This is a genomic window from Enterobacter cloacae complex sp. FDA-CDC-AR_0132, assembly GCF_003010695.1.
Lineage (GTDB): Bacteria > Pseudomonadota > Gammaproteobacteria > Enterobacterales > Enterobacteriaceae > Enterobacter > Enterobacter ludwigii.
The window spans coordinates 4,401,346-4,415,243 of the sequence record NZ_CP027618.1 but is presented as its reverse complement, the minus strand read 5'-3'; the positions used below and the strand labels follow the sequence as shown (position 1 = coordinate 4,415,243).

At 55.6% G+C, this 13,898-nt stretch carries 15 protein-coding genes; 9 read left to right on the top strand and 6 right to left on the bottom strand.

Annotated elements, in window-relative coordinates:
• Positions 1 to 96 precede the first annotated feature (96 nt).
• Complete coding sequence (locus AM379_RS21365; protein ID WP_106504204.1) at positions 97 to 1,155, top strand: MerR family transcriptional regulator; 1,059 nt, start codon at positions 97 to 99, stop codon at positions 1,153 to 1,155.
• Here AM379_RS21365 and dauA read toward each other — a convergent pair.
• The 4 genes from dauA to lolB all read right to left on the bottom strand — a co-directional run bounded on the left by dauA (position 1,141) and on the right by lolB (position 5,496).
• Positions 1,141 to 2,820 carry a C4-dicarboxylic acid transporter DauA gene (gene dauA / locus AM379_RS21360; protein ID WP_047356819.1) on the bottom strand — a complete coding sequence of 560 codons (1,680 nt, stop codon included), beginning with the start codon at positions 2,818 to 2,820 and terminating at the stop codon, positions 1,141 to 1,143. The two genes, AM379_RS21365 and dauA, sit on opposite strands and share 15 nt — an antisense overlap.
• A 124-nt stretch (positions 2,821 to 2,944) precedes the next feature.
• On the bottom strand, positions 2,945 to 3,892 hold the full coding sequence (gene prs, locus AM379_RS21355) for a ribose-phosphate diphosphokinase (RefSeq protein WP_003856663.1): 948 nt from the start codon (positions 3,890 to 3,892) through the stop codon (positions 2,945 to 2,947).
• A gap of 126 nt (positions 3,893 to 4,018) precedes the next feature.
• Positions 4,019 to 4,888 (bottom strand): 4-(cytidine 5'-diphospho)-2-C-methyl-D-erythritol kinase, encoded by an 870-nt coding sequence (ispE, locus tag AM379_RS21345; RefSeq protein ID WP_106504203.1) that lies wholly within the window; start codon positions 4,886 to 4,888, stop codon positions 4,019 to 4,021.
• Positions 4,885 to 5,496, bottom strand: coding sequence for a lipoprotein insertase outer membrane protein LolB (gene lolB / locus AM379_RS21340; RefSeq protein ID WP_106504202.1), 612 nt, complete (start codon positions 5,494 to 5,496; stop codon positions 4,885 to 4,887). Before lolB ends, ispE begins: the two co-directional genes overlap by 4 nt.
• A 201-nt stretch (positions 5,497 to 5,697) precedes the next feature.
• Between lolB and hemA the strand changes: the two genes are divergently transcribed.
• The 6 genes from hemA to kdsA are packed head-to-tail and all read left to right on the top strand — an operon-like array spanning position 5,698 to position 11,001.
• Entirely contained in the window at positions 5,698 to 6,954 is a 1,257-nt protein-coding gene (gene hemA / locus AM379_RS21335; protein WP_073397392.1) for a glutamyl-tRNA reductase, read from the top strand.
• A 41-nt stretch (positions 6,955 to 6,995) separates the two neighbouring features.
• Entirely contained in the window at positions 6,996 to 8,078 is a 1,083-nt protein-coding gene (gene prfA / locus AM379_RS21330; protein ID WP_014170499.1) for a peptide chain release factor 1, read from the top strand.
• Positions 8,078 to 8,908, top strand: a complete 831-nt coding sequence (gene prmC / locus AM379_RS21325; RefSeq protein ID WP_040017710.1) for a peptide chain release factor N(5)-glutamine methyltransferase — start codon at positions 8,078 to 8,080, stop codon at positions 8,906 to 8,908. The genes prfA and prmC overlap by 1 nt, the downstream gene beginning before the upstream one ends.
• Positions 8,905 to 9,297, top strand: coding sequence for an invasion regulator SirB2 (sirB2, locus tag AM379_RS21320; RefSeq protein WP_025203913.1), 393 nt, complete (start codon positions 8,905 to 8,907; stop codon positions 9,295 to 9,297). Before prmC ends, sirB2 begins: the two co-directional genes overlap by 4 nt.
• A 3-nt stretch (positions 9,298 to 9,300) precedes the next feature.
• Positions 9,301 to 10,110, top strand: coding sequence for an invasion regulator SirB1 (gene sirB1, locus AM379_RS21315; protein WP_014170496.1), 810 nt, complete (start codon positions 9,301 to 9,303; stop codon positions 10,108 to 10,110).
• Between the two features lie 36 nt (positions 10,111 to 10,146).
• Positions 10,147 to 11,001 (top strand): 3-deoxy-8-phosphooctulonate synthase, encoded by an 855-nt coding sequence (gene kdsA, locus AM379_RS21310; RefSeq protein WP_014170494.1) that lies wholly within the window; start codon positions 10,147 to 10,149, stop codon positions 10,999 to 11,001.
• A 92-nt stretch (positions 11,002 to 11,093) separates the two neighbouring features.
• Here the strand turns inward: kdsA and chaA are convergent, their stop codons facing one another.
• Entirely contained in the window at positions 11,094 to 12,188 is a 1,095-nt protein-coding gene (gene chaA / locus AM379_RS21305) for a sodium-potassium/proton antiporter ChaA (protein WP_020882349.1), read from the bottom strand.
• A 269-nt stretch (positions 12,189 to 12,457) separates the two neighbouring features.
• On the opposite strand from chaA, the gene chaB reads away from it, so the two are divergent.
• Together chaB and AM379_RS21295 are read left to right on the top strand one after the other, a co-directional pair.
• Positions 12,458 to 12,688: a putative cation transport regulator ChaB gene (chaB, locus tag AM379_RS21300; RefSeq protein ID WP_032678345.1), complete on the top strand. Its 231-nt coding sequence runs from the start codon at positions 12,458 to 12,460 to the stop codon at positions 12,686 to 12,688.
• Positions 12,689 to 12,865: 177 nt separating this feature from the next.
• The gene (locus AM379_RS21295) at positions 12,866 to 13,561 is read left to right on the top strand and encodes a gamma-glutamylcyclotransferase (protein ID WP_020882351.1); all 696 of its coding nucleotides are present in this window, start codon (positions 12,866 to 12,868) and stop codon (positions 13,559 to 13,561) included.
• Positions 13,562 to 13,601: 40 nt separating this feature from the next.
• Here AM379_RS21295 and AM379_RS21290 read toward each other — a convergent pair whose 3' ends face one another.
• On the bottom strand, positions 13,602 to 13,841 hold the full coding sequence (locus AM379_RS21290; protein WP_014170489.1) for a DUF1883 domain-containing protein: 240 nt from the start codon (positions 13,839 to 13,841) through the stop codon (positions 13,602 to 13,604).
• Positions 13,842 to 13,898: the final 57 nt, after the last annotated feature.

Sequence of the window (13,898 nt, the reverse complement as noted above, 5' to 3'; positions counted from 1 at the left end):
GCTCCTCATGGAGTCGTTTTTTTTTGCATGAAAGGTTGACCCTCACGTAACGTAAGGCTTCAAAGTGGTGCCACTGGCAAAGTAAAAGGAGCAGTTATGTTGATTCAGGTGGGTGAACTCGCGAAACGTGCCGGGATCACCGTGCGAACATTGCATCACTATGAGCAAACAGGGTTGTTACTGCCTTCTGCCAGAAGTGCGGCAGGTTACCGGCTGTATAATCTGGCGGATGTGCAACGTCTGCATATGATTCAGGTGCTGGCAAAAGCCGGGCTGGAACTTGCTGAAATCAGGGATTTTCTGAAACAGGAGTCGCTGTCGTTAACCGAATTACTCGATGCGCAAATCAGTTTGCTGGATAAGCAACTTCGCAGCATGCTGACACTGCGCGAGAGGCTGGTGGAATTGCGTACCGGGCTTACCGACGATGCGGCACCCAATCTGGAATCCTGGCTACAGACTCTGGAGTTAATGAATATGTACGAACGCTGGTTTAGCAAAGAGGAGTTACAGCAGTTGCCGTTTGCCGTACAGAAGGAGGCACTTGCGGATATCTGGTCAAGTCTGGTTGCTGAGGCAAATAGCCTGCTGAAGCATAATATCGACGTTTCGGATCCCCGTGCCAGGGATCTGGCGACGCGCTGGATGTCACGCCTGGAGCAGGATACGGCAGGTAAGCCGGAATTTCTCACCCGGCTGAACGAGATGCACAGCGTCGAGCCTCAGATGCGTGAGCAGACGGGTATTACGGCGGAAATGACTGACTATATTACGCGGGCGTTTGCCGAATCGAAGCTTGCCATCTGGGAAAAGTATCTCTCTGCAGAAGAGATGACCTTTACCCGCGCACACTATTTTGATCGCATGATGGAGTGGCCGCCACTGGTAGCGAAATTGCATCAGGCACAGCGGGAAAACCTTGACCCGTCTTCCGGCGAGGCGCAAATGCTCGCTGAACACTGGCGGGTATTGTTCCAGTCATACGCGGGAACGAATCCTGAAACCCAGCAAAAGTTTCGCGTTGCCATGCAGCAGGAGCCGCATCTGATGAAAGGAACATGGATGACGCCTGCCGTGCTTGTATGGCTCCAGCAGGCGATAGCCGTGATGATGCAGAGACGTTTCTCTGCATCAGGGCATTCACAGATCCGCTAACGCGGCTTCACGGTTAGGATAAAAGGCCAGGCGGCCAGGGATCGGCTGCACGCCAGCGCGCGCCATGGTGCGCAGCGGCTGGAATTCGAGATTACTCACCCGCAGTTCGCAGCCTTCCGGCAGACGCGAAACGAAGCGCTGGAAGGCATCCAGACCACCCGCATCCAGCACCGGCACGGCATCCCATTTCAGCACCACAATGCGTTTGCCCACGATACGGGTTTCCAGTTCGCTGAACAGACCTTCCGCGGCAGCAAAGAACAACGGGCCAATCACACGCAGCACCAGCACATCGTCAGGTACCTCTACGTTAACCGGGGAAAGGCGCGTCATCTGCGCTATACGGCGCATAAACAGCAGGGAGGCCAGCACGATCCCGACGCTGATGGCGATAACCATATCGAACAGCACGGTCAGCGACATACAAATCAGCATCACGATGATGTCGTCTTTCGGTGCGCGACGCAGCAGATTGACCACCTTATGTGCTTCGCTCATGTTCCACGCCACCATCAGCAGCAGGGCAGCCATGGCTGAAAGCGGCAGCCAGGAAAGGAGAGGAGCGAGGACCAGCAGGGCGAGGATCACCAGCACGGAGTGGATAACTGCCGATACCGGCGACGTCGCCCCGGCACGTACGTTTGCCGCAGAGCGGGCGATGGCTGCTGTTGCCGTAATACCGCCAAAGAACGGGGCGATGATGTTGCCCAGACCCTGCCCAACCAGTTCGCTGTTGGCTTTATGCTTGGTGCCGGTCATGCCGTCCAGCACGACGGCACAGAGCAGGGATTCAATGGCCCCCAGCATCGCCATTGAGAAGGCCGCGGGCAGAAGGGCGCGCAGGGAGTCCCAGCTTAAGGTGAAGCTGGAACCCGGCATATCCCATGGCAGTACCAGTTGCGGTAGCAGTTGAGGAATACCGCTTCCCTGTGAACCGTCAGCCAGAACATAGTGGAACTGAGATCCAATGGTCGCGACGTGGCCACCAAAGAGATTAACGATGGCCATCACGGCACAGCCCAGCAGCAGGGCGGGCAGGTGGCCAGGCAGACGAATGCCTAAACGAGGCCAGATAATCAGTGTGCCCAGGGTAACAATCCCGATGGCGGCATCGCCCGGGTTGGCGGTGGGGAGCGCCATAAACAGCGCCCCGACTTTTTGCAGGTAATGTTCAGGGACGTGGGCCATCTGCAGGCCGAGGAAGTCCTTGATCTGCATTGTCCCGATGGTAATGCCAATCCCGGAGGTGAACCCCAGCGTCACGGAAAGGGGAATGTATTCAATCAGCCGGCCAAAACGGGCCAGACCAAACAGGATCAAAAAGACGCCGGACATCAGGGTGGCGACCAGCAGGCCTGCCAGGCCAAACTGCTGAGAAACGGGATAGAGGATCACCACAAATGCGGCTGTCGGGCCGGAAACGCTGAAGCGAGACCCGCCCGTTAGCGCAATCACAATCCCGGCGACGGCCGCCGTGTAAAGCCCATACTGCGGTGCTACGCCGCTGCCAATTGCCAGTGCCATGGCGAGCGGAATGGCGATAATCCCGACGGTGATACCGGCAATAAGGTCACGCATAAAACGTGAAGCGGTGTATTTCTCTTTCCAGCAAGCGTCGATGAGGGCGCGAAAGGGAAGAACATGTGAGGAGGTTACGTGTTTCACAATTATCTCTCATCCGTGTGCGCATCATCTGTCATGTGAATGGCAGGTGAAGGAGGCATTGATCATACAAATAAATATCAGAGACAAAAAAACCCGCCGCAGCGGGTTTTTCGGCCGTGTTCGATTAGTGTTCGAACATTGCTGAGATAGATTCTTCGTTGCTGATACGACGAATCGCTTCGGCCAGCATCCCGGACAGGGTCAAGGTGCGCACGTTTGGCAGCGCTTTGATCTCGTCACTCAGTGGGATGGTATCGCACACCACTACTTCGTCGATAACGGAGTTGCGGAGGTTGTTTACTGCATTACCGGAGAAGATCGGGTGAGTCGCGTAGGCGAATACGCGCTTGGCACCACGCTCTTTCAGCGCTTCTGCTGCTTTACACAGCGTACCGCCGGTATCGATCATGTCGTCAACCAGCACGCAGTCACGGCCAGCAACGTCACCGATGATGTGCATCACCTGAGAAACGTTAGCGCGTGGACGGCGTTTGTCGATGATTGCCATGTCGGTATCGTTCAGCAGCTTAGCGATAGCACGAGCACGTACCACGCCGCCGATGTCCGGAGAAACCACGATTGGGTTATCCAGATTCAGCTGCAGCATGTCTTCCAGCAGGATTGGGCTACCGAATACGTTATCAACCGGAACGTCGAAGAAGCCCTGGATCTGTTCTGCATGCAGGTCAACGGTCAGAACACGGTCAACGCCAACGCTGGAGAGGAAATCAGCGACAACTTTGGCAGTGATTGGCACACGCGCGGAACGGACTCGACGGTCCTGACGGGCATAGCCGAAGTAAGGAATAACAGCAGTGATACGGCCTGCTGAAGCGCGACGCAGGGCGTCGACCATAACAACCAGTTCCATCAGGTTGTCATTTGTTGGAGCACAGGTGGACTGGATGATGAAAATATCACCACCGCGTACATTTTCATTGATTTGTACGCTGACTTCGCCGTCGCTAAAGCGACCTACAGCGGCGTCGCCGAGGGAAGTGTACAGGCGGTTGGCAATACGTTGTGCTAGTTCCGGGGTGGCGTTACCAGCAAAAAGCTTCATATCAGGCACGAGAAGAACCTCAGGCATGCGTCCAGTGGTGGATAGCGTTCGCCGCAAACTGTGCGGGCCAGGCGAAATGCTATCCAGGCGGTGTATTAAAGAGCGCGATGCAACGTCTGGAACAGGGTGACGTTGTCACCGAAACTCAGTCTGCGCCAGAATGGCTTGCTGTAGGGGGGAGGTGTTCATCCCACGTGCTACAAAACCATGCAGCCAAACCGGCGCTTGCTCAAGCACCTGACGAGCGGCGGATTCGGTGTCAAATTCAGCAAAGACACAGGCCCCTGTGCCAGTCAGGCGCGACGGCGCGTATTCTAACAGCCAGGAAAGCACCGCATCAACCTCGCGAAAACGTTTTCTTGCGATAACCTCGCAATCGTTGCTGAATTCACAATTTAATAACGTTTCTATTGACCGCACCGGGGTATTCCGTGGCAGGTCAGGATCGTTGAAGATGACCGGGGTCGGAATGCTGACGCCCGGGTGGGCCACCAGGTACCATTTTTCCGGCGGCTCTACCGGGGAAAGTATTTCGCCCACCCCTTCAGCAAACGCCGCATGACCGCGCACAAAGACCGGGACGTCCGCCCCCAGCGTTAAGCCTAACGCTGCCAGCTCATCCTGAGATAATCCGCAGCCCCAGAGGTGATTCAGGGCAACCAACACGGTGGCGGCATTTGATGAGCCACCGCCCAGTCCACCGCCCATCGGCAGACGCTTCTCAATACGGATATCCGCGCCGCTTCCTGCCGGCAGACGACCGGTGTCCGACGCCGTTTTCATCAGCAGACGTGCAGCGCGCACGATCAGGTTATCTTCATGCGCCACGCCATCAACCGGCGTCAGCAGGCAAACCTCGCCGTCCTGACGCGGGCCAATCGCGATCGTGTCGCCGTAATCAAGGAACTGAAACAGCGTCTGCAGGGTATGATATCCGTCAGCACGCTGTCCGGTGATGTATAAAAACAGGTTCAGTTTTGCCGGAGAAGGCCAGTGGGTCATCATTTAACGATCCAGTTGTCCATTTTCAGCTTGATGCGCTGGCTACCCTGGGTCAGTTCCATGTTGGATGGCAGGGAAGGCCTGGTGTTGCTGTCATAGGCGCTGTACACCACTTTCCAGGTTTTGCCGTTCTGGGTGTAGTTCACCTGGCTCAGACGGTACTGGTCGTCAAGCTGGTAGTCGGTCGCGTCACCCGGCAGGCCCAGGATCCACTGGCGCAGGCTGTTCAGCGGAATAGGCATTCCGGTCAGCTTGCCGATCATCTCTTCGGCGTCGGTGGCGGTATAGTGCTGGCCTTTGCTATCGGTGATCTGCGCTTCACCCGGTTTGGCAATAAGCTCCAGTTCGGTGCTGCCCAGCGGGTTTAACAGCAGCAGGCGATAGTTGTCCTGCCCGGTTTGCTGCCAGAAGAAACGCGCATACACTTTTTGTTCATCAGAGAGATAAGCGAAGGCACCACGGGTCTGGTATTGGCTCAAATTGCGGACGTCCTGCTGGTGCTGACGCCACTGCGGTGAATCAGGGCTTTTGCCCGGGCCTTTAGGTTGGGTGACGGTACATGCGGTCAGAACCAGTGCCGCCAGGGGCAGCAGGCGAATCAGTCGGGTCATAATGAGGACAAATCCTTGAGATACGTTGCAGTTATAACTGTTAATGCTAGCGTCGAAGGGTGCCACCGTCTACGTTCAAATTATCTCAAAGCATTGTATAAGCTATTACTCCGAAAGGGGGCAGTCTCTTTTATTGATCTCGCGCATCCTGTATGATGCGTTCTGCTAACCTTATTAACGCTGGTACTACTCCCGCTCAACATGACCCTATTAGCACTCGGTATTAACCACAAAACAGCCCCGGTTTCGCTGCGAGAACGCGTAACGTTTTCGCCGGATACGCTTGACCTGGCGCTGGACAGCCTGCTTGCACAGCCGATGGTGCAGGGTGGCGTGGTGCTCTCGACGTGCAACCGTACTGAACTCTACCTAAGCGTTGAAGAGCAGGACAACCTGCATGAAGTGCTGATCCGCTGGTTATGTGATTACCACAACCTCAACGAAGAAGAGCTGCGTAATAGCCTCTACTGGCATCAGGATAACGATGCAGTCAGCCATCTGATGCGTGTGGCCAGCGGCCTGGACTCGCTGGTGCTCGGCGAGCCGCAAATTCTCGGTCAGGTGAAAAAGGCGTTTGCCGATTCGCAAAAAGGGCATCTGAAAGCCAGTGAACTGGAGCGTATGTTCCAGAAGTCATTCTCCGTGGCGAAGCGTGTGCGAACCGAAACCGACATTGGTGCCAGTGCGGTTTCTGTTGCTTTCGCGGCCTGTACCCTGGCCCGTCAAATCTTTGAATCCCTGTCGACCGTCACTGTGATGCTGGTCGGGGCGGGCGAAACCATCGAACTTGTGGCGCGCCATCTGCGCGAACACAAAGTTAAAAAGATGATTATCGCTAACCGTACCCGCGAACGTGCACAGGTGCTGGCGGACGAGGTGGGTGCCGAGGTGGTTGCGCTGAGCGACATCGATGAGCGCCTGAAAGAGGCAGATATTATCATCAGCTCTACCGCCAGCCCGCTGCCGATTATCGGTAAAGGGATGGTCGAGCGAGCGCTGAAATCCCGCCGTAATCAACCGATGCTGCTGGTGGATATTGCCGTCCCGCGCGATGTCGAACCGGAAGTCGGTAAACTGGCGAACGCCTATCTTTACAGCGTGGACGACCTGCAAAGCATCATTTCGCATAACCTTGCCCAGCGTAAAGCGGCGGCAGTTCAGGCGGAAACCATTGTAGAGCAGGAAACGAGTGAGTTTATGGCCTGGCTGCGCGCGCAAAGCGTCAGCGAGACTATCCGTGAGTACCGCGGTCAGGCGGAGCAGGTGCGTGATGACCTGACCGCCAAAGCGCTGGCCGCCCTTCAACAGGGCGGCGACGCAGAAGCCATTATGCAGGATCTGGCCTGGAAACTGACCAACCGCCTGATCCATGCACCAACCAAATCTCTTCAGCAGGCCGCCCGTGACGGGGATGATGAACGCCTGACTATTCTGCGCAACAGCCTCGGGCTGGAATAGCGCCCTATACCCATTTTCTATTACAAGGTGCATTTACGCCTATGAAGCCTTCTATCGTCGCTAAACTGGAAGCTCTGCACGAGCGCCATGAAGAAGTACAGGCGCTGCTCGGCGATGCCGGGACCATTGCTGACCAGGAACGTTTTCGCGCGCTCTCGCGTGAATACGCGCAGTTGAGTGATGTATCAAAATGCTTTACCGACTGGCGACAGGTCCAGGAAGATATTGAAACCGCGCAGATGATGCTCGACGACCCTGAAATGCGCGAGATGGCGCAGGAAGAGTTGCTGGACGCAAAAGCGCGTTCTGAAGAGATGGAGCAACAGTTGCAGGTGCTTCTGCTGCCAAAAGATCCGGACGATGAGCGTAACGCCTTTGTCGAAGTCCGCGCCGGGACCGGCGGTGACGAAGCGGCACTGTTTGCCGGCGATCTGTTCCGTATGTACAGCCGCTACGCCGAAGCGCGTCGCTGGCGCGTTGAGATCATGAGCGCCAACGACGGTGAACATGGCGGCTACAAAGAGGTTATCGCTAAAATCAGCGGTGACGGCGTGTACGGTCGTCTGAAGTTTGAATCCGGCGGTCATCGCGTGCAGCGCGTACCTGCCACCGAATCTCAGGGGCGAATTCACACTTCTGCCTGTACGGTTGCGGTGATGCCAGAGCTGCCTGAAGCAGAATTGCCGGACATCAACCCGGCGGACCTGCGTATCGATACCTTCCGCTCCTCCGGGGCAGGTGGTCAGCACGTTAACACCACCGATTCCGCTATCCGTATTACCCACCTGCCGACCGGCATCGTGGTGGAGTGCCAGGACGAACGTTCACAGCACAAGAACAAAGCCAAAGCCTTATCCGTGCTGGGCGCGCGTATCCACGCGGCTGAAATGGCAAAACGTCAGCAGGCGGAAGCCTCCACGCGTCGTAACCTGCTGGGCAGCGGCGATCGCAGCGACCGTAACCGTACCTATAACTTCCCGCAGGGCCGTGTTACCGACCACCGCATCAACCTGACCCTGTACCGTCTGGACGAAGTGATGGAAGGAAAGCTGGATATGCTGATTGAGCCTATCGTGCAGGAATACCAGGCCGACCAGCTGGCAGCACTGTCCGAGCAGGAATAATGGAGTTTCAGCACTGGTTACGGCAGGCCGCCAGTGAGCTTTCCGCGAGCGAAAGCCCTAAACGTGACGCCGAAATTTTGCTTGAGTTTGTGACGGGGAAAGCCCGCACTTACCTGCTGGCTTTCGGCGAGACTCAGCTGAGCGCTGAGCAGGAAGCGCAGCTCGCTACGCTGCTTGCCCGACGCAAAACCGGTGAGCCGGTGGCGCATCTGGTCGGGGAGCGTGAGTTCTGGTCACTGCCGTTGTACGTCTCCCCAGCGACCCTGATCCCACGTCCGGACACCGAGTGTCTGGTGGAGCAGGCGTTGTCGCGTTTACCCGCGCAAGCCTGCCGAATTCTCGATCTTGGAACCGGCACTGGCGCAATTGCCCTGGCGCTGGCCAGCGAGCGTCCGGACTGCGAGGTGACGGCGGTTGACGTGATGCCCGATGCGGTAGCGCTGGCGCAGCGTAACGTGGCGCGTCTGGGCTTCCCGAACGTCACCGTTCTGCAAAGCAGCTGGTTTAGCGCGCTGGATAACCGCACGTTCGGGATGATTGTCAGCAACCCTCCCTATATCGACGAGCATGACCCGCACCTGACGCAAGGGGACGTGCGTTTTGAACCGCTGACGGCGCTGGTCGCTGCCAACGAAGGGCTGGCGGATATTGTGCATATTGTGACAACGTCACGACAGCATTTGCACCCCGGCGGCTGGCTGCTGGTCGAGCACGGCTGGACGCAAGGGGACGCGGTGCGTGACGTGTTCATCGCTGCAGGTTATCGTGCGGTGGAGACCTGCCGCGACTATGGCGGCAACGACCGTCTGACGCTGGGACAATGGGCATGAGTCTGTTTACCGTGCTGATCACGGCCCACCTGATAGCCGTTGCCCTGACCATCAGCTTTTTCATCGTCCGTTACTGGTGGCGTTACAGCAATAATCCGCTGATTGACGCCCGCTGGGTGCGTATTGCGCCGCACTGTATTGACACGGTGCTGTTTCTCTCAGGGGCCGGATTAATGTGGAAGACCGGCTATCTGCCATTTACTGATAAAGGCGCATGGCTGACTGAAAAGCTGTTTGGCGTTATCATCTACATCGTTTTGGGTTTTATCGCGCTTGGGCGTCGTCGTCCGCGCAGCCAGCAGACCGGTTTTATCGCCTTTCTGCTGGGGCTGGTGGTGCTGTACATCATCATTAAACTCGCCACCACAAGAATACCGTTACTGGGGTAAGTCATGAGGTCCTTAGCCGATTTCGAATTTAATAAAGTGCCGCTTTGCGATGGCATGATCCTGATTTCGGAGATGATCCGCGACGATTTTACGTCGCAGTACGTCTACGAAGAGCTGGAGAATCTGGTCAGCCTGGCGCGTGAAGAGATCAATCAGGCGCGCCCGCAGGACTGGCAATTAGAGAAGCTGCTTGAGCTTTTCTACGGCGAATGGGGTTTCTGCGACACGCGTGGCGTGTATCGTCTGTCTGACGCACTATGGCTGGATCAGGTCTTGAAAAATCGTCAGGGCAGCGCGGTTGCGCTGGGTTCCATTTTGCTGTGGGTCGCGCATCGTCTGGATATTCCACTGGTGCCGGTCATTTTCCCGACGCAGATGATCCTGCGAGCGGAGTGGCTGGACGGTGAGATGTGGCTCATCAATCCGTTTAACGGCGATACGCTGGATGAGCATACGCTGGACGTCTGGTTAAAAGGCAATATCAGCCCGGTTGCCGAGCTCTTTAATGAAGATCTCGACGAGGCGGATAACGCCGAGGTGATCCGTAAACTGCTGGATACGCTGAAATCTGCGCTGATGGAAGAGCGTCAGATGGAGCTGGCATTACGTGCCAGTGAAGTGCTGCTGCAGTTTAATCCGGAAGATCCGTACGAAATCCGCGATCGCGGGCTGATTTATGCCCAGCTTGATTGCGAGCATGTGGCGCTGAACGATCTGAATTATTTCGTTGAGCAATGCCCGGAAGACCCGATCAGCGAAATGATTCGTGCGCAGATCAACGCGATCTCGCACAAACAAATTACACTGCATTAATCTTAATTCCGATTCACACCTGAATAAGGCGATCCTATGAAACAAAAAGTGGTTAGCATTGGTGATATCAACGTGGCAAACGACCTGCCGTTCGTGCTGTTTGGCGGTATGAACGTGCTGGAATCCCGTGATCTCGCGATGCGTATCTGCGAGCACTACGTGACCGTGACCCAAAAACTGGGTATCCCGTACGTGTTTAAGGCCTCTTTTGACAAAGCCAACCGTTCCTCCATTCACTCTTACCGTGGCCCGGGCCTGGAAGAGGGGATGAAAATTTTCCAGGAACTGAAACAGACCTTTGGCGTGAAAGTGATCACCGACGTGCACGAAGCTTCTCAGGCGCAGCCTGTTGCGGACGTTGTCGACGTTATCCAGCTGCCAGCGTTCCTGGCACGTCAGACGGACCTGGTGGAAGCGATGGCGAAAACCGGCGCGGTCATCAACGTGAAGAAACCTCAGTTCGTGAGCCCTGGCCAGATGGGTAACATCGTCGATAAATTTATCGAAGGCGGCAACGACAAAGTGATTCTGTGTGACCGTGGCGCAAACTTCGGTTACGACAACCTGGTCGTTGATATGCTCGGCTTCAGCGTGATGAAGAACGTGTCCAACCAGTCTCCGGTCATCTTCGATGTGACCCATGCGCTGCAGTGTCGCGATCCGTTTGGTGCTGCCTCTGGCGGCCGCCGTGCGCAGGTCACCGAGCTGGCGCGCGCCGGTATGGCGACTGGCCTGGCCGGTCTGTTCATTGAAGCACACCCGGACCCGGACAACGCGAAGTGCGACGGCCCGTCCGCATTGCCGCTGGCTAAACTGGAGCCGTTCCTGAAACAGATCAAAGCGATTGACGATCTGGTGAAGAGTTTCGATGAGCTGGATACCAGCCACTAGTAAAAAAACCCGCTTCGGCGGGTTTTTTTTGGTTATTCCTCTTCCGATAGAAGAGGTGTCGGGTGTGGCCTCAGAGCCTCACCGAACAACGCTTAGGCAAATATCGTCATCAGATAGGCCACAAACAGCGCCATGTGCGCCGCGCCGTTCAGCACGTTGGTGCGCCCGGTCGAGAAGGATATCTGACACAGCAGCAGTGAAGCCACCATCACAATCATCTCTGGCGCACCCAGCGCGAACTGCAGCTCGTTACCGGTCATAAAGGCAATCAGCGTCACCACCGGCACGGTGAGTGAGATAGTCGCCAGGACCGAGCCAAAGAACAGATTCATTGCGCGTTGCACCTGATTGTTCAGCACCGCCCTCAACGCCCCCAGACCCTCAGGCGACAGGATAAGCAGCGCCACCAGGAAACCGGTAAACGCGACCGGGGCATTCAGCTCGGTTAACAGCGTCTCCAGCGGGTTGGCGTTCATTTTGGTCACGGCGATAACCGCAATCAGATGTACGATCAGCCAAACCGTATGCCACGCGCTGCTGTGAGCCGATGGCTTACCGTGATGCGGGTCGTCGCCGTCATCTTCATGTTCATAGACGAACAGGCTCTGGTGCGTTTTGGTCTGAATCAGCAGGAACACGCCGTACATGGCTGCGGAAATCAGCGCAACCAGCAGCGCCTGACCGGTTGAGAAGTTGGCCCCCGGCAATGCCATCGGGAAGACCAGCACAATAATTGCCAGCGGGAAAAGGGCAATCAGATACTGTTTTATGCCGAACAGATTCATGTACTGGGTCGCAAATTTGCGGCCGCCCAGTAACAGTGAAAAGCCCACCAGACCACCTGTCACAATCATAATGATGGAGTAGAGGGTGTCACGCATCAGGGTCGGTGCGGCGTCACCGGTCGCCATCAGCGCGGAAATCAGGCTGACTTCGAGGATAACCACCGAAAGGCTGAGAATTAACGAGCCGTAAGGCTCACCCAGGCGGTGGGCTAATACGTCCGCATGGCGAACGACGCTAAAGGCGCTGGTTAAGATACCCACCAGAGCAAGAATATTGATACCAACTACCACTGGCAGTGACTGACTGCTTCCCCAGAAGAGCAGCACAGCCAGTGCCAGGACCGGGAAAATGAGTGATGTCTCCTTGTGGCGGGTCTTCACCGCCTCGTGTGCTGCTGTCATGTGCTTCTCCATCAATGCAGGTGCTTGTAATTATAGATAGAATTTTCGGTCATTAAATTAACAGATCTCTGTTAAATACCCTTGATTTTTTACTCAATTTTACTGTTTGTAATGTTTTGGCTTTGGGGTGTCGATAATGGAACGTGTTCTGCAATTAATCCTTTAATAACATAATATTAAAATTATCATTTACGCATAATTCTCAATTGACTGGCACCATGCCGTATCGTCGTCCACACTTATCTCTTTAACCAAAAGAGGGGTTAGCGATGCCATATAAAACGAAACGCGAATTACCAGACAGCGTGCAACACGTATTGCCCGCGCACGCGCAGGATATCTACAAAGAGGCCTTTAACAGCGCCTGGAATCAGTACAAAGATAAAGAAGATCGACGTGATGATGCCAGCCGTGAAGAGACCGCGCACAAAGTCGCCTGGGCCGCAGTAAAACATGAATATGAGAAAGGAGACGACGATAAATGGCATAAAAAGAAATAGCCGTGAAATCATTCGCTGCCTTCGTTTTGACTTTTCAGGCGGTTGAACTTCCGTTGTATTGCAACTGGCCCGTGAATTGCTTATCGTTACTCAACTGCTGGCAAAATGACCAGCACACAATGCCGGGAAGGCGGATTACAGATGTCGCAAGGAAGCATGCAGTGGCGGAGGTGGAAAGTGTTAACGCGTGATTTCTTAATGAAGGCAGATTGTAAGACGGCATTTGGTGCTATTGAGGAATCGCTTCTCTGGTCAGCTGAACAACGTGCGGCGTCGCTCGCTGCCACGCTGGCGTGCCGCCCGGATGATGGCCCGGTATGGATTTTTGGCTACGGTTCGCTGATGTGGAACCCGGCTCTCGAATTTGTCGAATCGGCAACAGGTACACTTCCTGGCTGGCATCGCGCATTTTGTTTGCGCCTCACGGCCGGTCGAGGTAGCGCGTGTCAGCCTGGACGCATGCTTGCACTAAAAGAGGGCGGACGCACCACGGGGGTGGCCTACCGCCTGCCGGATGCAACGCTGGAAGACGAACTGACGCTGCTGTGGAAGCGCGAGATGATCACCGGCTGCTATATGCCGAGCTGGTGCAAGTTGGAACTCGATGACGGACGTACCGTTAACGCGCTGGTGTTTATTATGGATCCGCGCCATCCGCTGTATGAAGCGGATACCCGCACGCAGGTCATTGCCCCGTTGATCGCTGCCGCCAGTGGACCGCTGGGCACCAACGCGCAGTATCTCTTTTCGCTCGACCAGGAGCTGACGCGCCTCGGCATGAAGGACGATTGTCTGAATGAGCTGGTGGTGAAGGTGAAAGCGCTGCTGGAAGGGAACCCGCTGAATAATACGCTGCGTCCCGGTTTTGCCTGAGAATGCGCCCGGCTGCGTGAGCAGACCGGGCGTTTGTCTCTTATGCAGCAACGTAGCTTACGGAATGCTCCAGTGACTGACTATGGCTGTCAATCAGAACATCCCACGTGCCGGTGTACGGCACGGTAAGCCATGCCTTGTCATCCTGCACGGTCAGGATATCCGCCTGCGAGTGTTGTTGTGCTTTCGAACTCATCAAATGAATGCGGCAGCGCTCAGAACACCGCACCACGACCGTATCCCCGCCAAACAATTTCAAACTTGTTTTTACCAGTGCCATTTTTTACCCCGTAGTCTTAAACAACGCTCTCCCTGCTGCCATATCCGAGCGTGATAT